The 19,277-nt window shown below is 70.9% G+C and carries 17 protein-coding genes; 9 read left to right on the forward strand and 8 right to left on the reverse strand.

What is annotated here, in order from left to right; all coding sequences use genetic code 11:
- Positions 1-76 precede the first annotated feature (76 nt).
- Together ACZ561_RS02470 and ACZ561_RS02475 are read right to left on the reverse strand one after the other, a co-directional pair.
- Entirely contained in the window at positions 77-1,573 is a 1,497-nt protein-coding gene (locus ACZ561_RS02470) for an IMP dehydrogenase (protein WP_470988632.1), read from the reverse strand.
- A gap of 242 nt (positions 1,574-1,815) precedes the next feature.
- Entirely contained in the window at positions 1,816-3,270 is a 1,455-nt protein-coding gene (locus tag ACZ561_RS02475) for an MFS transporter (protein WP_470988635.1), read from the reverse strand.
- Positions 3,271-3,342: 72 nt separating this feature from the next.
- Here ACZ561_RS02475 and ACZ561_RS02480 point away from each other — a divergent pair, with 72 nt between their 5' ends.
- The 3 genes from ACZ561_RS02480 to ACZ561_RS02490 all read left to right on the forward strand — a co-directional run bounded on the left by ACZ561_RS02480 (position 3,343) and on the right by ACZ561_RS02490 (position 6,679).
- Positions 3,343-4,332: a GlxA family transcriptional regulator gene (locus ACZ561_RS02480; RefSeq protein ID WP_470988638.1), complete on the forward strand. Its 990-nt coding sequence runs from the start codon at positions 3,343-3,345 to the stop codon at positions 4,330-4,332.
- Between the two features lie 225 nt (positions 4,333-4,557).
- The gene (locus ACZ561_RS02485; RefSeq protein WP_470988641.1) at positions 4,558-5,805 is read left to right on the forward strand and encodes an outer membrane protein assembly factor BamB family protein; all 1,248 of its coding nucleotides are present in this window, start codon (positions 4,558-4,560) and stop codon (positions 5,803-5,805) included.
- Between the two features lie 133 nt (positions 5,806-5,938).
- Positions 5,939-6,679: a class I SAM-dependent methyltransferase gene (locus ACZ561_RS02490; RefSeq protein ID WP_470988644.1), complete on the forward strand. Its 741-nt coding sequence runs from the start codon at positions 5,939-5,941 to the stop codon at positions 6,677-6,679.
- 46 nt (positions 6,680-6,725) lie between these two features.
- Here ACZ561_RS02490 and ACZ561_RS02495 read toward each other — a convergent pair whose 3' ends face one another.
- Positions 6,726-7,835, reverse strand: coding sequence for a hypothetical protein (locus tag ACZ561_RS02495; protein WP_470988647.1), 1,110 nt, complete (start codon positions 7,833-7,835; stop codon positions 6,726-6,728).
- 20 nt (positions 7,836-7,855) lie between these two features.
- Here ACZ561_RS02495 and ACZ561_RS02500 point away from each other — a divergent pair, with 20 nt between their 5' ends.
- Positions 7,856-8,113, forward strand: coding sequence for a hypothetical protein (locus ACZ561_RS02500; RefSeq protein ID WP_470988650.1), 258 nt, complete (start codon positions 7,856-7,858; stop codon positions 8,111-8,113).
- A gap of 58 nt (positions 8,114-8,171) precedes the next feature.
- Here the strand turns inward: ACZ561_RS02500 and ACZ561_RS02505 are convergent, their stop codons facing one another.
- Entirely contained in the window at positions 8,172-8,846 is a 675-nt protein-coding gene (locus ACZ561_RS02505) for a helix-turn-helix domain-containing protein (RefSeq protein ID WP_470988653.1), read from the reverse strand.
- A gap of 183 nt (positions 8,847-9,029) precedes the next feature.
- On the opposite strand from ACZ561_RS02505, the gene ACZ561_RS02510 reads away from it, so the two are divergent.
- The gene (locus ACZ561_RS02510) at positions 9,030-10,220 is read left to right on the forward strand and encodes a cytochrome P450 (RefSeq protein WP_470988655.1); all 1,191 of its coding nucleotides are present in this window, start codon (positions 9,030-9,032) and stop codon (positions 10,218-10,220) included.
- Positions 10,221-10,537: 317 nt separating this feature from the next.
- Here the strand turns inward: ACZ561_RS02510 and ACZ561_RS02515 are convergent, their stop codons facing one another.
- Both ACZ561_RS02515 and ACZ561_RS02520 read right to left on the reverse strand, forming a co-directional pair.
- The gene (locus tag ACZ561_RS02515) at positions 10,538-10,801 is read right to left on the reverse strand and encodes a hypothetical protein (RefSeq protein WP_470988657.1); all 264 of its coding nucleotides are present in this window, start codon (positions 10,799-10,801) and stop codon (positions 10,538-10,540) included.
- 208 nt (positions 10,802-11,009) lie between these two features.
- On the reverse strand, positions 11,010-11,546 hold the full coding sequence (locus ACZ561_RS02520; protein ID WP_470988660.1) for a hypothetical protein: 537 nt from the start codon (positions 11,544-11,546) through the stop codon (positions 11,010-11,012).
- A gap of 294 nt (positions 11,547-11,840) precedes the next feature.
- On the opposite strand from ACZ561_RS02520, the gene ACZ561_RS02525 reads away from it, so the two are divergent.
- Positions 11,841-12,581 (forward strand): class I SAM-dependent methyltransferase, encoded by a 741-nt coding sequence (locus tag ACZ561_RS02525; protein WP_470988663.1) that lies wholly within the window; start codon positions 11,841-11,843, stop codon positions 12,579-12,581.
- Between the two features lie 185 nt (positions 12,582-12,766).
- On the opposite strand, the gene ACZ561_RS02530 is transcribed toward ACZ561_RS02525, so the two are convergent.
- Positions 12,767-13,498, reverse strand: coding sequence for a TioE family transcriptional regulator (locus ACZ561_RS02530; protein WP_470990030.1), 732 nt, complete (start codon positions 13,496-13,498; stop codon positions 12,767-12,769).
- A 58-nt stretch (positions 13,499-13,556) separates the two neighbouring features.
- Here ACZ561_RS02530 and ACZ561_RS02535 point away from each other — a divergent pair, with 58 nt between their 5' ends.
- A complete protein-coding gene (locus tag ACZ561_RS02535) occupies positions 13,557-14,759 on the forward strand; it encodes an erythromycin esterase family protein (protein WP_470988666.1) in 1,203 nt (400 codons plus the stop codon).
- Between the two features lie 180 nt (positions 14,760-14,939).
- Here the strand turns inward: ACZ561_RS02535 and ACZ561_RS02540 are convergent, their stop codons facing one another.
- The gene (locus tag ACZ561_RS02540) at positions 14,940-17,042 is read right to left on the reverse strand and encodes a SpoIIE family protein phosphatase (protein WP_470988669.1); all 2,103 of its coding nucleotides are present in this window, start codon (positions 17,040-17,042) and stop codon (positions 14,940-14,942) included.
- A 337-nt stretch (positions 17,043-17,379) separates the two neighbouring features.
- On the opposite strand from ACZ561_RS02540, the gene ACZ561_RS02545 reads away from it, so the two are divergent.
- Together ACZ561_RS02545 and ACZ561_RS02550 are read left to right on the forward strand one after the other, a co-directional pair.
- Complete coding sequence (locus tag ACZ561_RS02545; RefSeq protein WP_470988671.1) at positions 17,380-17,541, forward strand: hypothetical protein; 162 nt, start codon at positions 17,380-17,382, stop codon at positions 17,539-17,541.
- A gap of 672 nt (positions 17,542-18,213) precedes the next feature.
- Positions 18,214-19,245, forward strand: a complete 1,032-nt coding sequence (locus ACZ561_RS02550) for a 2,5-dihydroxypyridine 5,6-dioxygenase NicX family protein (RefSeq protein ID WP_470988679.1) — start codon at positions 18,214-18,216, stop codon at positions 19,243-19,245.
- Positions 19,246-19,277: the final 32 nt, after the last annotated feature.

Consider the following 19,277-nt stretch of genomic DNA (forward strand, 5'->3'; position numbering starts at 1 on the left):
CCGTCCGCCTCAGGATCCTGTGACCAGTCCGGCCGCACGTTCGTGAACGACCGGACCCACGTACCTCGGCGTCTGGTCAGGAGACCGTCGCCGGGGTGTCCCGCAGAGTGACGTTGGCGTGGCTCTCCTGGAAGCTCTGGTCCGAGACGAGGGTCAGCCTGGCCGTGGACTGGAACTCCGGCAGGGTGGCCGAACCGCAGGAGACCATCGTGGTCTTGAGCTTGGCGACGGTCAGGGCGAGCCCTTCGTCGAGGTCACCCGCGTAGGGGACGTAACCGTCCACGCCTTCCTCGAAGACCAGCCCCTGACCGCCCTGGCCATAGCGCTGCCAGTTACGGGCTCGATTCGAGCCCTCGCCCCAGTACTCCTTCACGAAGCCGTCACGGGTGGCCAGCTTCGCGCCGGCCGCCTGGTCGAAACGCGCGAAGTAGCGTCCCATCATGACGAAGTCGGCCCTCATCGCCAGCGCCAGGGCCACGTGGTAGTCGTGCACCAGCCCGCCGTCGGAGCAGATCGGCACGTACGCGCCGGTACGCTCGCGGAATGCGTCCCTGGCCGCCGCGACGTCCAGTACGGCGCTGGCCTGGCCGCGGCCGATTCCCTTCTGGTCGCGGGTGATGCAGATGGAACCGCCGCCCACGCCGACCTTGACGAAGTCCGCCCCGGCCTCGGCGAGGAAGGTGAAGGCCTCGCCGTCGACCACGTTGCCGCCGCCGACCGGGATCTCGGGATAGTGCTTCTTCACCCAGGTCAAGGCCTGCGCCTGCCAGTCGCTGTAGCCGTCGGACGAGTCGAAGCACAGTGCGTCCACGCCCGCCTCCACCAGGGCCGGGACGCGCTCCTGGAAGTCATGGGTGTTGACGCCGGCCCCCACGCGCAGGCGCTTGGCGGCGTCCACGGCCTGGTTCGGGAAACGCTTGTTGTCCGTGTAGTCGGATCGGAACACCAGATGCTGCAGGTTGCCCTCGCCGTCGAGTACGGGCAGGCAGTCCAGGCGCTCGTCCCACAGCCGGGCGTTGGCCTCGGAAAGCGTGGTGTCGGGCCCGACGTACGGCAGGTCGGCGATGGCGGTCATCCGCCCGCTGACGGGTTCGGCCAGGTCGTGACGTTGAGGGTGGAAGTCGCGGGAGGTCACCAGGCCGAGCAGGCGGCCGGTGGCGGTCCCGTCATGAGTGACCGCGGCGGTGCTGTGACCCGTGCGGCGCATGATCTCGACCAGGAGACCCAGGCTGTCGTCAGGTCGGAGGTTGGTGTCGCTGGTGACGAATCCGGCCTTGAAATTCTTCACGTGGCGGACTGCTGCGGCCTGGTCGTGCACCGGCTGGTTGTGGTGCAGGAAACTCAGTCCGCCGTTGCGGGCGAGCGCGATCGCGAGCTCCGGTGTGCCGACCGCCTGCATGATCGCGGACGTGAAGGGGGAGTGCAGCTCGATCGCCGACGCCTCACCGACGATGTGCCGTACCAGGGGTGTGCGCAGGTCGACCGTCGCAGGCGAGCAGTCGGTCCGGGTCCGGTTCGGCAGGAGCAGAAACTCGTTGAACGTCCGTGAGACCTCGGCGATGATCTGTGCCACTTTTCCTCCTGTCCCGTCGGCCGGGCCCGACTGCCCCGCCGTGAGGATCGCCCCCGTGTTCCAGGGCCCGGGCAGGCAGGGGTCGGCAAGGCAGTCGTGGAGGTGCCACAGACTGCGGCAGAGCCCTGACCGGCCCGTGGATCGAACGGGGTGCGGTCGTGACCTGGCACCCTATCGATTGCCCGGCCGGTGCACGAATCGTGGGCGAGGCGGTGCGCGGCGTAACGGCGTTGTGGGGCAGCTCAGTTCTCGTCCGGGCTGTGCGGGCTGTCTGTGCTGTGTGAGCTGTGCGGGCTGTCCGTGCTGTCTGTGCCGTCCGTGCCGTCCGGCCCGCCCGGCGCTCCCGGTTTGCCGCTCTCCGTGAGAGCAGCGCGGCGCAGGGTGCGGATGGCCGGGATCGCGAACAGGGCCACGCAGCCCGCCAGGCAGACGCCGGCCGACACCAGCAGCAGCCGTTCCGGGGAGGCCAGCGCGGCGGCCGGCCCCGCCAGTATCTGGCCGAGCGCGATCCCGGACACCGAGCCGGCCAGCTCGTACGCGCTCACCCGGTTCAGCACCGCGGGTGGGGTGTGGGTCTGCACGCTGGTCGCCCACATCACCGACCAGAATGCCAAGGCTCCGCCGCCGAGCACGTGGCCCGCCAGCAGCACCGGCAGACCGGCGCCCAGCGCCACGCAGAGCGGCAGCAGGGTGTAGAGCGCCATCGCCGCCGCGCCGGCCGCCAGTGGCCGGGCCGGGCGCAGCCGCAGAGCCAGCAGGCCGCCGAGCACTGTTCCGAAGCCGAGGAAGGAGACCACAAGGCCGTAGGCGTTCGGGCCGAGCCGGGCTCCGATCAGCGTCGAGCTGAGCGGTACCAGTGGGCCGAAGAGCAGCACGCCGAACACCACCCAGATCAGGATCACCGCCCACATCCAGGTGCGGGCGCGGAATTCCTGCCACCCCTGGCGCAGGTCGCGGCGGAGTGAACTGCCGGTGTGCGCAAGGGAGTCGGCGTCGGATCCATCCGCCGTGTCCGTGCGCGGGGTGGTCGGGGCGAGCCGGATGAGCACCAGGCACAGGGCACTGAGCAGGAAGGTGCCGGCGTCGATCGCGTACACGGTCCCAGCGCTGGTCAGCGCGATCAGGAGCCCCGCCAAGGCCGGTCCGAGCAGATGCGCGAGCGCGTCGGCCACCTTGAGCGTGGCATTGGCCCGCTGCGGTTCGCGGGCGACCAGCGGGACCATCCCGTTCACCCCCGGCAGGAACATCGCCACGGCCGCACCGGCCAGCGCCGCCATGGTCACCAGCAGCCAGAACGGCGGCGCCCCGGCGAAGAACGCGGCAGCCAGCACGCCTTGGGTGAGCACCCGGACGAGGTCCGCGCCGACCATCATCCGGCGGGCGCCGAACCGGTCGGCCAACACCCCGCCGAACAGGACCAAGAGGACGAAGGTCCCGGTCCAGACGCCGAGAACGGAGCCGACCCCGGAGATCCCGTACAGCGGGCCGACCGCGAGCGCGGCGGCCACCGGCATCATCGCGTCGCCGAACAGCGAGACCGCGCGGGCGGTGAAGTAGAGCGTGAAGCGCCGGTCCCACAAGGGGGGCCGGGCGGGCGGCCGGGAGGTGTGCGGATCTGTCCGGGCGGTCTGGGTGGCCTGGGCAGTCTCGGTCTGGGTCTGGGGCTGGGTCTGCTTCTGCGTCTGTGCGGTGGTCACAGGACAGATATTGGACTGGACCAATCGGTTCAACCCAGTGTCCTGAACGACATGAAGGGGTACTTTCGCGCCATGACGCTTCGTTCGCTGCCGAAGTCCCCGGCGCCGCACCGGGTCGTGGCCCTGCTGCAGCCGCCGCAGTCGACCTTCCCGTTGGCCTGCGCGACCGAGGTGTTCGGCGACCACGGCCCGGCGATCCCCGCCCGCTACGCGTTCGAGATCTGCACCGAACACCCCGGTCCGGTGCGCACCCAGGCCGGCTACGACATGCTCGTCACGACTGGCCTGGACGCGTTGGAGCGGGCGGACACCGTGCTGGTCCCCGGCTGGCAGCAGCAGGTCGGCACCGAGGTGCCGACGGCAGTGGTCACGGCGGTCCGCCGGGCGCACCAGCGCGGTGCGCGGATCGTCGGCATCTGCTCGGGCGCCTTCGTGCTCGCCGCCGCCGGACTCCTGGACGGTCGGCGGGCCGCCACCCATTGGGCCCGGGCCACCGAGCTGGCCGCCAGGTTCCCGCAGGTCCGGGTCGACCCCGCGGTGCTCTACGTGGACCACGGCGACGTCGCCACCAGCGCCGGATCGGCGGCCGGCGTGGACCTCTGCCTGCACCTGGTGAGCGTCGACCAGGGCGCCGCGTACGCGATGCGCATCGCCCGGCAGATGGTGATGCCGCCGCACCGCGAGGGCTGCCAGCTGCAGTACGCCGAACTGCCCACCTCCGGACCGGTGACCGACTCGCTGGCCCCGCTCCTCGAATGGCTTGCCGGGCGCCTTGACCAGCCGGTCAGCGTCGCCGACATGGCGGTCCGCTCGCAGGTCTCGCCCCGCACGCTGACCCGGCGCTTCACCGAGCAGCTGGGCATCAGTCCCGGACGCTGGCTGCTGGACCGGCGGATCGCCGCCACCCGGGCGCTGCTGGAGGAGACCGACCTGCCCGTGGAAACCATCGCGCACCGGGTCGGCCTCTCCTCGGCCGTCAACCTGCGCCGCCGCTTCCACGAGGCCCTGCGCACCACACCCGCCGCCTACCGGCGAGCCTTCCGCGCGGACAACACCGGCTAGGTTCTGCCGTCGAATCTCACGCTCACGGTGCTGCGAGAGCGGCGGCTGCTCCGGGTCGCGATGTCGCGCCACCGCTTCAGTGGGTGAAGCCCCGTTCCCTTACGCCTCGCCGCTTGTAGAAGTCGCAGTCGGAGGACGTCTGTTGCGGCAGCCGCGTGGTGTCCGCTGATCGAAGATCGCCTAGCCTGTTGACTTTTGCGCCGATCGAACCAGGGGTGGGATCGTATGACAGGACGAACGAACGACGCGGGCGTCGTTCGACCGGAACCGACGGGGAGGTGGCGCGCAGCGCTCGCCGTGACCGTCGTGGCGGCCATCGGGCTCGCCCTCATCACGGGTCTCGTCTACCTCGTCATGCCGGGCTACCTGCCCTTCAATGCCATGACCACCGTCTGGGAGGCGCCGCGTGACGGCGAGGCCGCCGAGGGCGGAAACGACACCTGGCTCGTCGGCGACACCGTCGTCCGCAGCCGCTTCGACGGCGCGACCGCCTACGACGTCCGGTCGGGGAAGAAGCGCTGGGAGTACCTCGTGCCCAACCGGGCCGAGACGTGCGCGTCGAGCGCCGACGCCGCCGCAGGGGTCGCCTTGATCGCCCACCGCGAGGCGAGGCCGAAGCAGAAGGACTGCGTCACCGTCGTGGCGGTCGACCTCACCAACGGCCGGGAACTGTGGCGCACCACTGGTGTCTCGGCGGCGTTCCTGGACGACGTCGTCACCACCGGCGGCGGCCTTGGCGTTCTCCTCGACGGTGGCCGCCTGCGCGCCGTCGACCTGAAGACCGGTGCCCCGCGCTGGACGGCCCCGCTGTCGAAGGGCTGCGCCCCGCACGGCCTCGGCCTCGCCCCGAAGCAGGTGATCGCCGCCTTGATGTGCGGCACCGAGGCCACGCTTGCCGCGTTCGACCCGGTGAACGGCACGACACGGTGGACCGTGCCCGTCGACGCCCGGCGCGGTGTCGACGCGGATGCGGAGCTGCGCGTCGTCTCCGCCGATCCACCGACGGTGCGGGTCCATGAAGCGGACGGCAGCGCCCTGAGCGCCGTCCTCGCCTTCGGATCGGACGGCCGCGGTCAGAGCAGGATCGACGCCGTCGGCGACTACGGCGCGATCTTCAAGACGGTCGTCAAGGACGGACGGCTCTTCGCTCTCGCCGATTCGGGGAGGGGGCAGGGCGGCGGCCCCTTCAGTGGGGTCGTCGCGTTCGACCTGGCCACCGGCGGCGAGCTGTGGCGGAAGGGGGGCGGGGGTGACGCGTTCGACGTGGCGGACGGCCGGGTGACCGTGGTGAGGCCCAGCTACAAGAACGGCGACCTGATGTTCGTCATCGACGCGGCCACGGGCGACGAGAAGGACGAGCGGACGTTCCGCGACCGGGTGGCGAGCGCGGGCGGCGTGCTCACCTATCAGGACCTGGTGGTCGTGGCCGGAGGGGGTGAGGGGCGCCCCCTCACCGTGTACGAGCGCTGGTGACAGGAGATCGCGGGTGACCCCCCGGGGGCCGACACCCTGACCGGTGGCACTCACCCTCACCGCCCGCCACGGGGCCCGCGGGCCGCTCCCCGGGCTGTTGACCGACCCCGGCGGGCAGTGCTGGAGTCGGCGCGTGGACAGCATCCCCGCCAACCGGCGGCTCTGGAACCGGATCAGCAGCGCCTACCAGCACGAGCATGACCCGCAAATCGGCGCCACACCCCGACTGTGGGGCATGTACTCCATCCCCGACGCGCACCTGCACGCCCTGGGCGACGTCACCGGCAAGCGCGTCCTCGAACTCGGCTGCGGCGCAGGCCAGTGGTCCAGGGCGCTCGCCGCCGAGGGCGCCACCGTGGTCGGGCTCGACCTGTCCGAAGCCCAACTTGCCGCGGCGGCCCGCGCGATGGGAGCGGCCCCCTACCCGCTGGTGCAAGGCGCCGCCGAACAACTCCCCTTCGCCGCCGACAGCTTCGACCTGGTGTTCTGCGACTTCGGTGGGCTCAGCTGGGCGCCCCCGCACCTGGCCGTCCCGCAGGCCGCACGCGTCTTGGGCCGAGGTGGGCGCCTGGTGTTCAACGTCGCCAGCCCATGGTTCGAAGCTTGCTACGACGAAGCCGCCGGCCGCGTGACCACGACGCTGCAGCAGGACTACTTCGGTCTGCACACCATCGCCGAAGACGACGGCGCGACCAGCTATCAGCTCACCTACGGCGACTGGGTCAAGGTCCTGCGGGGCGCGGGTCTCATCATCGACGATCTCATCGAGCCGCGGCCCGAACGCGGAACACCCAACGGCTACAACGAAACCGACCCACCCGACTGGGCATACCGCTGGCCGGCGGAACTGCTCTGGGTAACCCACAAACCGTAAGTTCCGACGCGCCGAGACGTGAAGGCATCCCCTCGCCGGACACGCCCTAGATGAGGCCCCGTGTGCGGTTCTCCAGGATCTCCCGCAGCCATGAGTTGCGGACGGCCGGCAGCCGGACCAGGGTGTGTCGGAACACTCCCACGTCGGCTCCGAACGGGTGGTCGGGGCGCGACATGGGCGGGTCGAGGTCGTCTCGGAGGACGCCGTCGGGGATGCCGCCCGACGTGGGGGCGGGCAGATGCGGCTCGGGGATCGCCAGCCGCAGCCACACCCCGACCGGCAAGGGCACCAGGTGCGCCGAGGCGGCCGGGCCGTCCGAGTCGGCCGGGGCCCAGGCTTGCCCCGTCTGCGGATGGCTCGGTACGAGGAGGATGTCGGCTCCCTCGTCGGGGGCGGGCCGTCCCGGTCCCGCCAGGACTGCGCGCCGCGCCGACGGGCCCGCGGGGAGCAGAGAGTCGAGGGTTCGTCGGAACAGCTCCCCGATCAGACCGTCCGGGACCGTCACCGGCCGACCCTCCGAGGCCACCAGGAGATGAGCGAGTGCCCGGCCGGCCGCGGCCGCCCACTGCGGGCTCCACGACCAGAAGAGGTTCGACCCCAGCCGCGACCCCCACGTGCAGATCGGTTCGAACGGAGGCGTGCCCTTCTCGGCAGCCATCAGCTCCGTCCAGGACAGCGGTTCGGTGTCGGCACCGTCGACGGGGAGGCGGCGCACGGCATCGGGTGCGAGCCATACCGCCTGCCAGAGCGAGCAGTCGTCGATCCGGGTCGCCACGGGCAGGCCGCAGGCCTCGCAGGCCATGTTGGGGCCGTCGCCCGCGTCGAGGCCGCAGCAGGCGCCGCCACGCTTCTCCGGGATGAGGCGGGTGTTGCGGGTGTCTCCGGGTGCGATGACGATCGCGCCGGGCGCGCCGTCGGACAGGGCGTGGACCGGCGCGTGGACACCACGGGCTGTCGCCTCGTCCGGATGGATCTCCTCCCACCGTCGCCACGGCGGCCCCCAGGGCTCCGGGTTCACGGCGAACGTGCCCGACTCCATGAGTACCGGAAGCTGAAGCCCGTTGCCGAACCTCTGATGGGCATGGGCAGGAAGGGCGACCTGGGAGAGCGAGGTGGTCAGCTCGGCGCCGCATCCCGCGCACACGAAAACGAACAAATGTCCTCCGTCCGGGAATCATGCATCATCGCAGCTCGGCGGCGGCCGGCCAATCAGGTTTCCGGACGGCCCGGCGGTGGTTGCGCGGGAACGACTGCTATCCGACCGCCGATGAGCTCGACGCGGTGCTACGTGGGCCGGCCCCGCTGCCGTACGACCGGCTCGCCGGGCACGCCGACCCGCAGGGGATCGTCGAGGCGGGACTCCGGCCGTACGCATGGGACGGGGCCCGCTGGCCCCTGGTCCGGGACCGGCCGGTCGGCCGATCACCCGCCTGACGTTCGAGATTGCTCGCGCAGGCATCTCGGATCGCCGCGCGGGACGAGGGGAGAACCCTCACGCCAGGAGCGCGCGCCAGCGGTCGGCCGACTCCGTCACGTCCTCGATGACTCGCTCGAGGAAGGTCCCCACCTTGGCCAGTCGCTGCCCCACGGGCGTGTCCAGCCCCAGCGTCTCCGCCGCCGCCATCGCAGCCTGCGCCGACTCGAGCGTCTGTCGTGAGCTGATCACGATCGAGTGGTACCAGGCGTCGTCGTCGACCACGTAGATGTCGCAACGCCGCTGCGGATCGCGCTCACGCCGGACGTAGCCCTGCTGGACCAGGAAGTTCACGGCCACGGATACGGAAGCCGGGCTGACCGTCAGCCTGCGGGTCAGCTCCGCCGCAGTGCGCCTGCCGTGCTCGGACAACAACAGGTCGACATGCACGCGCGCCGTCATCCTCGGCAGCCCCGATCTGACCGCCAGCTCGATGATCTCCTCCTCCACCGTGCCGCCCGGCACTCGCGCCGCGCGCGGGGGTGCCGGTGGGCCGCGCCGCGCACGCTGGAGAGTCGCCCCGTGCGCCTGCTGGGGCTGGTAGTCGCGGGGGCCGCCGTTGCGGGCGATCTCCCGGCTGATCGTCGAGGTCGACCGGTCGAGCCGCCTGGCGATCTCGGCGTAGGAGAGCCCGTCGGCGAGTCCGGCCGCGATGCGCTGGCGGTCCTGCTGGGTCAACCGTCCTCCTGGCATGCCGTCAGTATTGCCTTCGCTGCGATCCATTGCAATGCTGCGTTGCATTCACTCTCAACGTCATTGCATCAATTTACCGCCCTCTAGCTGGGGATACTCCTTCTGGAAGATTGACGGAATTCCGAATGCAACGTAGCTTTCGCGATGCGTCAAATCCGAGATGTCGCGAGACGAGGAATGGCCATGAGTGAATCCCTCCACACCGTCACGACGCTGCCGACGGAGCGTCGGCCCGGCTGCCCCTTCGACCCGCCGACGGAGCTGATCGATGCCCGCCGGCACGGCCCCATCAGCCGCTACACACACCCCGGCGGGAAGCCCGGCTGGATGATCACCGGATACGACCTGGTCAGGTCGGTCCTGGCCGACCCGAGGTTCAGCTCGCGCAAAGAGCTCCTGAACGTGGTCGACTTCGAGATCCCTCCGGCGCCGCCCGGCGAGTTCCTCCTCATGGACGAGCCTCAGCACGCTCGCTACCGGAAGCCGCTGGTGGGCAAGTTCACCGCACGCCGGATGCGCCTGCTCACCGAACGCATCGAGCAGATCACCACCGAATGCCTGGACGCCATGGAGAAGACCGGACCGCCGGCGGACCTGGTGACCGCGTTCGCCAAGCCCATCCCCACGATCATCATCTGCGAGCTGTTGGGGGTGCCCTACGGGGACCGGGACTCCTTCCAGGAACAGATCGACAAGTTCATGAACGGGGAGACGAGCGACGAGGACCTGATGGCGGCCTACACCGCGACCCAGGACTACCTCGCACAGTTGGTGGCCGCCAAGCGCGAGAACCCCACCGACGACGTGCTCAGCGAACTCACCGACAGCGACCTGACCGACGAGGAGCTGCAGGGGATCAGCCTGATCCTGCTGGCGGCCGGATTCGACACCACCGCGAACATGCTGTCCCTCGGCACCTTCGCGTTGCTCCAGCACCCGGCGGAACTGGCCGCGCTGCGCGCCGACCCCGCGCTCACCGACCAGGCCGTGGAGGAGCTGCTGCGGTATCTGAGCGTCGCCAAGACGTTCATGAGGACGGCACTTGAGGACGTCGAGGTAGGCGGCCAGGTCATCGAGGCCGGCACGACGGTCGTCCTGTCGTACAACACCGCCAACCGCGACCCCGAACGCTTCGCCGATCCTCACGTGCTCGACCTTCACCGGCGGGACGGCGCACATCTGGCCTTCGGCCATGGCATCCACCTGTGCCTGGGCCAGCAGCTGGCCCGCATCGAGATGCGGGTCGCGTTCTCCGCACTGCTCAACCGCTTCCCCACGCTGCGCCTGGCCGTACCGGCCGAAGAAGTCGGCCTGCGGCCGGAGACGGCGGACATCCACGGTGTGAAGAGTCTCCCGGTCACCTGGGACGTCTGACGGCGAACCGGCGGCGGGGGAGGTGGCGTTCGGTCGACCGGCGGCGGGGGCGGTGGCGTTCGGTCGACCGGCGGCGGGGGCGGTGGCGTTCGGTCGACCGGCGGCGGGGGCGGTGGCGTACGGTCGACCGCCACCGCAGGTTCTTCGCCTGCGAGGGCGGTGCCCGCGTCCCCGTCGCCGTGCCCCACGGAGCGGCGTGTGGTTCCACGACCGGAACGGCAGACGCGTGAACGACGGGAGCGGACACCTGGTCACCTCCGCGTCACCCTCGCCCATTCTCTGCCCCCGCCCGTGACCCCACTCCGCTCAGGGGCAGGTCAGCGGCCGGTCACCCGCACCCGCAGGAGGTAGGGGGCGCCGGTGCTGATCGCCTCGGCCTGTTCGCGCAGATCGGCTGGGGCGAACCCGAGCAGCGCACGGTCGGCGGCCGCGTGCAGCAGGGGCAGGATCTCGCCCGGGGGCCGCCCGCGGTGTGTCACGGCGAGCTCGGCGAACGCCCGCTGATACGGAGATCCGTACGCGCTGGCGCTGTCGGCCAGGAGGTGATCCAGGTGCTGCCGGTCCACGCTGATCTCAGTCATGAACTGCTCCCTTGCGCCGGTGGCCGGCAAGGCCCGGCCCATCTCCACGACCGTACGATCAGGGTCTGACAGCGGGCCTGCGCGCCCCCGCCCTCCCGGAGGAGGAGTCGCGCGGCCTCGCCTCAGGGCGGACCGGCCGTGGCCGAGGCGTGGGGGGTGGGGGCATGGCGTGAACGGCCGCAGCCGGGGTGCCCGGCGGGCAGCGATGTCAGTCCTCGTCGGCGCTGGACAGGGCGTCGGTGATCAGACGGGTGGCGAAGTCGCGGTCGTCGGTCAGCCGGTTGATGTGTTCCGCGAGCAGGAAGGCGGTGGCCTCCAGGGGGTTCATCTCGTCCTCGGTCCAGTCTCCGTACTGCCGGCGCCACAGGCTGGGACTCAGGCCGGTGCCCGCTGCGACGAGCAGGCCGGCCATGGTGGGGATGGCCTCGGGGCGGACGCTCCGGGGCATCTTGCGCATCGAGGCCACGAGGTTGGGCACGACGTACGCGATGACGTCCTTGTCGTGGTCCTCGTAGGCCATCCGCAGCCACTGCATGAACATGAAGACGAGCGTGCACGCGCCGTCCAGCACGTCATCGGCCTCGCTGGGAGTCAAGGACGCGGTGAACTGTTCGATCAACTGCTGCTGTTCGGGGTCGCTTTCGGTCCTGGCGTCGTAGACGGCTTTGAGCCGGGAGTCGATCATCATGAGCGCCGCACCCACATCGCCGGCGGGAGCGTACTTGGGGTCACAGGGCGACGGCACAGGGTTCCTCCTCATGTGACCACGGCAGGAAGCGCGGCATGCCCGTACGGTAGACCGCCGATCGGACGGGGAGCCTGCGTTTCCCGAACGTGGACCCCTGGGGGAACGAAGCGCCCGCCCTGCGACTCGGCTCGCCCACATGCGTACCTCGGATGCCCGGCCGGCCGTGCCCTGTTGCGGGTGGTGCCGGGAGCCTGAGAATCTGCCGGATGTACGCACCGGAGCGTCAAGGGGGGACCGATGGACCGTCAGCGAGCGACCACCCGCACCGTGTTCGGCGGCTGAGGTCCGGCGATGGACGCCACGACCGGATCCCGCGCCCTCTCGTTCAGCACGGCCGCGGCGCGGTACGCCGCCCACCGGCCCTCGTACCCGCCCACGCTCGTCGAGGCTGTGAAGGACCTCGCCGGCCGCGACCCGGCCGGTGCCCGTGTCGCCGATGTCGGCGCGGGCACCGGTATCGCGACCGCCCTGCTGGACGCCCACGGAGCCAGGGTGGTCGCGGTCGAACCGGGCGAGGGGATGGCCGCCGAGTTCCGCCGCCGTCATCCGCGCATCCCTCTCGTACGCGGGGACGGCAACCGGCTGCCGCTCGCCACGAGTTCCCTCGATCTGCTCACCTACGCCCAGTCCTGGCATTGGACCGACCCCGATCAGGCCGTACCCGAGGCGCTGCGCGTGCTGCGGCCCGGCGGCGCCCTGGCCGTCTGGTCGAACAACCCGGACCTGCGCGTCGGATGGATCGCCGACCAGCACACCCGGATCGAAAAACGCTTCGGTCCGGGCTTCTACACCAACAAACGGCCCCGCTCCCAAGGCGGCCTGGAGTTCGCGACCCGGCTGCTGCCCTGGTCGCGCCGTATCTCCGTCGACGACCACCTGGCCAAGCTGTCCACCCACTCCCTGTTCCTGATCGGCGAACCGGGCACGGACGCGTTCCTCGTCGACGAGCATCGACGCCTGACCGCCCTATTCCCCGACGGCTGGATCGAGGAGCACTACGTGGTCGATCTGAGGGTGGCCCTGCGGCCCTGACCCACTCGGCTACCGTGCGGGTACCGAACAGGTGCGAGGCGGCACCCCAGTGCGGGCGGCGAGGTGTGCGGCGGCACCCCATTGCGGGACCGGCCAGGTGCGGCCGCGGCACCGGCCTACGACCAGCCGGGGATCGAACGGTCGGCGGGCGACACGTGCTCTTCGGTGAGGCGGCGACCGACGTCTCATCCGCGCTCGCGGAGGTACGCCTCCAAATCGGCGGCCCCGGTCAGCATCGCCCGCCCGCGCGCGGACAGTCGGCCGCGCCAGTCGTACAGTGCGGCCTCCAGCGGCTCCAGTCCGCCGGCGGCCCGCATCTGCGCGAGCAGTGGGGCGATCTGTTCCAGCAGGTAGCCGCCCCGCCTGAGTTGGTGGGCCAGCCGGGCGTCCCGAACGTCGGCTTCGTCGTAGACGCGGTACCCGGTCAGCGGGTCGCGGCGCGGGCGCACCAGCCCGGCGCGCTCCCACGTGCGCAGCGTCGCGGGTCGGATGCCGAGTTCTCCCGCCAGCGGCCCGATGAAGGTGCCTCCGGGCCCGGACACCGCGGCCGGTTCGGATGCCGCACCGGGCTCCAGGTCACGCAACGCGTTCTCCACGGCCTGGAGGGTGCGGCGGTCGTCGAGGAGCTGGGCATGGCTCTCGTCGATGAGGCGGAACGCCTCCTCGGCCGTGCCCTCGTTCACCGCCCGCATGATCGACGTCGCTGTCCGATGGCCGTGGCCGGGCACGAGAGCGAGGAACGCGCGAAGTGCCCCCGCGTGCAGCGGGGTGTAGGTGCGGTAGCCGTGGGGGGTGCGACCGGCGGCCGGAAGGATGCCGGCCTCCTCGTAGTTCCTGATCGCCTGCGTGGACAGACCGTGCTCGCGTGCCAGATCGACCGGCCTGAGCCGCTCCCCGCTTTGAAGGTTTCGACCCATGATCCCGTCGATGTCGTGGGAAAGTTTCAACCGAAAGTTCAACGATACCGTTGAAGGCATGGCTACCGACATCAAGGACACCGCCCATGCCGTCGAGGCCGCCGGCGTCATGGGGCTGCTCCCGGTCCGGCCGCGGTTGCTCGCGCTGGGCGAGCCAACCCACGGCGAGGACACGCTGCTCGACGTGCGCAACGCGCTCTTCCGACAGCTCGTCGAGGAGGAGGGCTACCGGACGATCACGATCGAGAGCGGCTGCCTGGCGGGCCTGATCGTGGACGACCACGTCACCTCGGGCGCGCGCACCCTCGACGAGGTCATGGAGCGCGGCTTCACCCACGGCTTCGGCGCGTCCGCGGCCAACCGCGAACTCGTGCGCTGGATGCGGGAGTACAACGTCGGCCGACCCACGTCCGAACAGCTACGCTTCGCCGGTTTCGACGGCCCGCTGGAGATCACCGGCGCCGAGAGCCCCCGTCAGGCCCTCATCGCGCTCCACGACTACCTCGCGGCCGGCGTGGACACGGACCTGCTCCCCTGCACCGCGGACACACTCGACCGCCTGCTCGGCGCCGACGACCGGTGGACCGACTCCGCCGCGATGATGGACCCGGCGCGGTCCGTCGGACAGTCGGCCGAGGCCAAGGAACTGCGGCTGCTCGCCGACGATCTGGTGGCGCTGCTCGACGAGCAGACACCGCATCTGATGGCGACGACGTCGCGGGAGGAGTGGGACCGGGCGCGCCTCTACGGGCGCACCGCCACCGGCCTGCTGCGCTACCACCATTGGATGGCCGACACGTCACCGAGCCGCCTGGCGCGGCTCGTGGGCCTGCGGGGCGGGATGATGGCCCACAACCTCCTCGCCCTCGCCGAACGGGGCCCGGCACTGGTCTTCGCCCACAACGGCCACCTCCAGCGGAACAAGAGCACGATGCGCCTGGGCGATCTGCGGCTGCAGTGGTGGAGCGCCGGCGCGATCGTGAACTCCAGCCTGGGCGAGGGGTACGCCTTCCTGGCCACGGCGCTCGGCACGATCCGGCACCAGGGAGTGGGCACCCCGCCGCCGGACACCGTCGAAGGACTCCTGTACGCGCTCCCGGAGGACCGCTGCGTCATCGACGCCCCGCGGCTGGCCACCGCCCTCGGTGATACGCGGCCGGCGCCGCGCGAATCCCCCTGGTTCGGCTACTCCCCGATCGACCCGGCCCACCTGGGGGACAGCGACGGCATCGTGTTCGTCAAGGACGTTCCGCAGGGTTAGTGCCACCGGCGGTGGGTCAGATCCGCCCGTCTCCCCGGAGCGGTTCGGCGTCCTGCGTGGGTCGGGCCTGACCCGGCCTCGGAGGGCGCCGCCGGCCCCAAGGGCGCGGTCCGACGCGAGGGCGTCGGCCGCGTTCCGCCGCTACCGCCCGCGTCCTGCGTCTGGGGTACGTCTCCGACTTCAGTCCCGGTCACCAGGGCTGAGTTCCGGGTCTTGACGCCGGATCCGGGCGAGGACGATCACGGCGTCGTCGGTGGGTGCGTCGGGCAGCATGCGCGCCAGGATGTTGTCCGCCGTCTCCTCCAACGTGCCGGTCGAGTATGCGAGTTGCGACCGGAGCGCTGCCATTCCCTGGCCGATGTCGACGCCGCGCGCCTCGACAAGGCCGTCGGTGTAGAGCGCGAGGGTGTCGCCGTCGTGGAGCTCGATCTCCGTCGTACGGAACGGCACGTCGCCGACCCCCAGCGGTACCCCCAGCACCTCGTCGATCGACTCGACCGCGCCGTCCGCCCGTCGACGCAGCGGCGGCAGGTGACCCGCGTTCGCGATGCGGGCCAGGCCTGTCGTCGGGTCGTAGCGGATGTAGAGACAGGTCGCGTACGCGATGCCGGCGTCCTGTGCGCAGGCGTCGAGTTCCCTGAGCAGACTGTCGGGTTCCAGGTTCTGGCGGGCCAGCGCCTTGGCGGTGATGCGCAGGCGCCCCATCGCCGCCGCCGCGGGCACACCGTGCCCCATCACGTCACCGACCACCAGCGCCACACGGCCGCCCGGCAGGTCGATCACGTCGTACCAGTCGCCGCCGACCTCCGTGACGTGGCTGCCGGGCAGATAGCGGTGGGCGACGCGCACGGACGGGTTGTTCGCGAGCGCGGTGGGCAGCAGTTCCCGCTGGAGGGTGAGCGCGATGTCCTGGACCCGGCTGTAGAGCCGCGCGTTGTCCAGGCACAGCGCGGCCCGCGAGGCGAGCTCGCCCGCCAGGCTGAGGTCCTGCTCGGTGAAGTCCGGGCGGGTGTCGGAGCGGCCGAACATGGCGATTCCCTGCACCGTGCCCCGTGCGATGAGTGGAGCGATGAGCAGAGACGTGAGACCGCTGTCGACGAGGAGCTGGGCGCGGGCCTGGTGGATGACCGTCCGGGTCATGAAATCGGCGTTGACGGGGACGCAGACGGGTCGGCCCGTTCTGAGAGTCTCGTGGATGCTGGAGCCGGGCGGGTAGGTCACGCGCTCCAGGCCGCCGACCAGCTCGGGGGCGGGAGGCGGCAGGCACGTACCGGCCGCGATTCGGCGGGTGACCAGTACCGCTTCCGGATCGAACACCTCGCGTTCGTCCTCCCACTCCACGACCTCCACCACGGAGGCGTCGCAGAACTCGGGAACGACCGCGTCGACCAGTTCGCGGGCGGTGACGTCCACGTCGAGCGTCGCGCCGATGCGGGTCGCGGCCCGGTCCAGCAACGCCAGTCTCTGCCGCCCGGCGGCCGCCTCCACGATGGCCTGCTCACGGTCGGTGACGTCCACGAGGAGACCGCCCAGACCAGGCCGCGTGCCGACGGCCTGGCTGAGGGGGAAGAAGCTCACGGAGCGTACCTGGTCCCGGTCGGGGCGGCCCGGCGTACGCAGGACGACCAGCGCGTTCACGACGGGCCGGCCCTCGTCGGCGACGGCCCGCAGCATGCGCTGGTACGCGTCCCCGTCGGACGTGATCATGAACTCTTCCATGGTCCGCCCGATGTGGTCCTCGATCGGGATCCCGTCCATGTCGGCCAGGGCCTGGTTGAGATGGACGTAGCGCAGGTTCTCGTCGAGCATCACGAGGCCGATCGGACACGTCTCGAAGAGCGCGTCGAGAAAGGCGAGGTTGGTCTTCACCCGGTCGAGCCCCTCGCTCTCGCTCGCCAGCCCCAGGATGACGGTGCCGCCCTCGGCGCCCGTCACCGGGAAGACCCGGAACCCACAGTCGAAGACCCTGCCGTCCTGGTGCAGCGTCGGCACGCGCGTCCGCCAGTAGCCCAGGGTGCGGCCGCGCTCCGCGAGGCGCTCCGCCGCACCGATCCCGTCGAGCGGGGCTGCGGGAAAGAGGACGGCGGCCGGCCGGGACAGGACGTCAGGGGCCTCGTAGCCGAAGAGCCGCTGCGCACCGGGCCCCCAGTAGCAGATCCGGCCCTCCTCGTCGATGCCGAGCACGGCCACGGCCACGTGTTCCAGCAGCGTCCCGGGTTCCGACCAGAGAGGCCCGGGCGGCTGCTCGTCCCACGGCCGACCCCCCGGTCGAGGCGAGGACACCTGGCCCCCTTTCCGGGCACGGACGAAGGGCGAGTGCGTTACTCACCGGCGGAGCGGGACCCTCACGTCAATTCTGCCCGCGCTCCGCTGTTCGGACATCACGGAGGCCGGGGTGGGGCTCCGAGGAAGCACCAGCGGGTTTGGGGCAAGGGCGTCGGCGCGCGCCTGGACCCTCCCGCGGGGAGGTCGGGAGGGGCGGCGCGGCCCCGCCCGCTCGGGGCAGGCGGGGCCGTCGCGCGATCCCGTCTCCGGGGGTGGACTGCGAGGACCGCGCACCGACACACTGCCACCACGGGAGCCGGTGCGACAGAGTCGTGCATGAAAGAACCTGCGGCATATGCGAGTACCCCGGCTGCTCTCGGCGGTCGGAGGCGTCGGCGTGCTCACGATGATCGGCCCTGGCGGCACCGTCGCCGCGTCAGGACGCGGGGACTGGGCCGGCAACTCGCCGGGCAGCAGCCCGGTTTCGGCGGGGGCGGTGACCGGGTCGCCGGTGTGAGCGGGTGGCAGGCAGCACGTGGGCTCGGTCGGTGAAGTCGACGGGGGTGACAGCGAGTACCGGCGCCGTGGACCAGTGCACTCGCCCATCCAGGTGAAGTGCAGAGAAGTGTCATCGCCGCAGGCGCAAGCCCGACCTCCAGAGGCCCCCGGCGTACAGCCAGGCGGTGGTGAGCAGCGGATCGCTGCCCGCTCGGCCGCGTTCCGCGGTCGCACGTGAAGGACTCGGTTTACATCTGAGCCCTCCTCAGGGGGCGGCGTGCGCCGTCGGGAATCGGCCAGGGGAGAGGCGCGCGGGGCAGGTAGTCCGGGTGCGGATGAATAAGATCCGAGCACGTACGGCCGCCTCCGCGCAAGGGTTCGCGTCCCTCGTCTTCGCCGCCCATTCGGAGGCCTCATTCGAGGGTGTGGGGCGAGTGCGTGAAAAGTGCCAGGTCGGGACCGTCTGGCGGCGAGGTGGCGTGCCGGTTGGTGGAGGCGCCGGCAATCGAATCGGGTCGACCCTCTTGCCAGAGCGAGATCGTACGTGCTCGGATTAATCCCGTCGGCGGTGCTCCGGAGTGCCGCAGCCCACGGCGTCGACTTCCTTCTGCATGGCTTGATCCATGCCCCACTCGTATGCCCGAACCGGCGGCCAACCGTCTCACCAACCTCCCATCCCTAGGAGCGAGACATGCTCGACCTCACCTCTGTTGATCTGCTCGACGCGTTCACCCGTGAGCTGAAGCTGTGCAAGCTCACGCCCGACGAGCACGTCGTCGTCCTGTCCGAGCCGAGCAGTCGCGGTGACTACGTCGCCGCCGCCTTCGGTGCGGCGAAGGCCTGTGGCGCCCATGTCATCGCCGCCACCGTTCCCGGCGGAAACCCCTCTCCCACCGACAGCACCCACACCGGCGCCGGCCCCGGCCTGACCGCCGTGCTGAACGACAGCACCGCCCAGGAGCTGCTCAAGGCCGCCGACCTCGTCGTCGACCTCACGCGGGAAGGCTTCATCCACGCCCCTCTCCAGCAGGAGATCCTGCGCACCGGCACCCGCATTCTCTTCGTCTGCGACGCGCCGGACGTCCTCATCCGCAATCTGCCCAAGCCGGAGGACAAGGCCGAGGTCCTCAAGGGCGTCGAGCTGGTGAGGAGTGCCTCCACGATGAGGGTGACCTCCGAAGCCGGTACCGACCTGATCATCGAACTGCCGGGTTCCAAGCCCGAGTTCCAGGTGGGCTTCGCCGACGACCCGGGCCGCTGGGACCACTGGCCGAGCACCATGGTGCTCTGCTGGCCGCAGTTCTCCGACGGGCGGATCGTGCTGGCCGAGGGCGACATCCTGCTGCCGTTCAAGGAGTACGTACGCCAGCCGGTCACCCTGGAGATCGCCGGCGGGCGCATCGAGAAGGTCTCCGGCGGCGCCGAGGCCCATCTGCTGAACACGTTCTTCGACGACGCGAACGACGAATGGGCGCGCAGCCTGTCCCACATGGGCTGGGGCCTGATGCGCACCGCCGACTGGTTCGCCACCGCCCTGTACGGCAAGGAAGAGCTGATGGGCATGGACGCCCGGGCGTTCGCCGGCAACTTCCTCTGGTCCACCGGGCCGCACCCCGTCCTCGGCCGTGAGTCGTACGCACACCTCGACATCGCCATGCGGGGCTGCACCGTGTCCGTCGACGACCAGGACGTCGTCAGCGCGGGCCGACTCGTCGACTACTGATCCCGCCCTGCCGCACCCGCATCTGGAGAACA

This window comes from Streptomyces sp. NPDC039609 (genome assembly GCF_055596705.1).

Coding starts and splice junctions, on each gene's coding strand:
- ACZ561_RS02515 (WP_470988657.1), bottom strand. CDS start 10,801: ATGACTGAGATCAGCGTGGACCGGCAGCACCTGGATCACCTCCTGGCC.
- ACZ561_RS02545 (WP_470988671.1), top strand. CDS start 17,380: ATGCGAGTACCCCGGCTGCTCTCGGCGGTCGGAGGCGTCGGCGTGCTC.
- ACZ561_RS02510 (WP_470988655.1), top strand. CDS start 9,030: ATGAGTGAATCCCTCCACACCGTCACGACGCTGCCGACGGAGCGTCGG.
- ACZ561_RS02485 (WP_470988641.1), top strand. CDS start 4,558: ATGACAGGACGAACGAACGACGCGGGCGTCGTTCGACCGGAACCGACG.
- ACZ561_RS02550 (WP_470988679.1), top strand. CDS start 18,214: ATGCTCGACCTCACCTCTGTTGATCTGCTCGACGCGTTCACCCGTGAG.
- ACZ561_RS02525 (WP_470988663.1), top strand. CDS start 11,841: ATGGACGCCACGACCGGATCCCGCGCCCTCTCGTTCAGCACGGCCGCG.
- ACZ561_RS02480 (WP_470988638.1), top strand. CDS start 3,343: ATGACGCTTCGTTCGCTGCCGAAGTCCCCGGCGCCGCACCGGGTCGTG.
- ACZ561_RS02505 (WP_470988653.1), bottom strand. CDS start 8,846: ATGCCAGGAGGACGGTTGACCCAGCAGGACCGCCAGCGCATCGCGGCC.
- ACZ561_RS02535 (WP_470988666.1), top strand. CDS start 13,557: ATGGCTACCGACATCAAGGACACCGCCCATGCCGTCGAGGCCGCCGGC.
- ACZ561_RS02500 (WP_470988650.1), top strand. CDS start 7,856: ATGCATCATCGCAGCTCGGCGGCGGCCGGCCAATCAGGTTTCCGGACG.
- ACZ561_RS02530 (WP_470990030.1), bottom strand. CDS start 13,498: ATGGGTCGAAACCTTCAAAGCGGGGAGCGGCTCAGGCCGGTCGATCTG.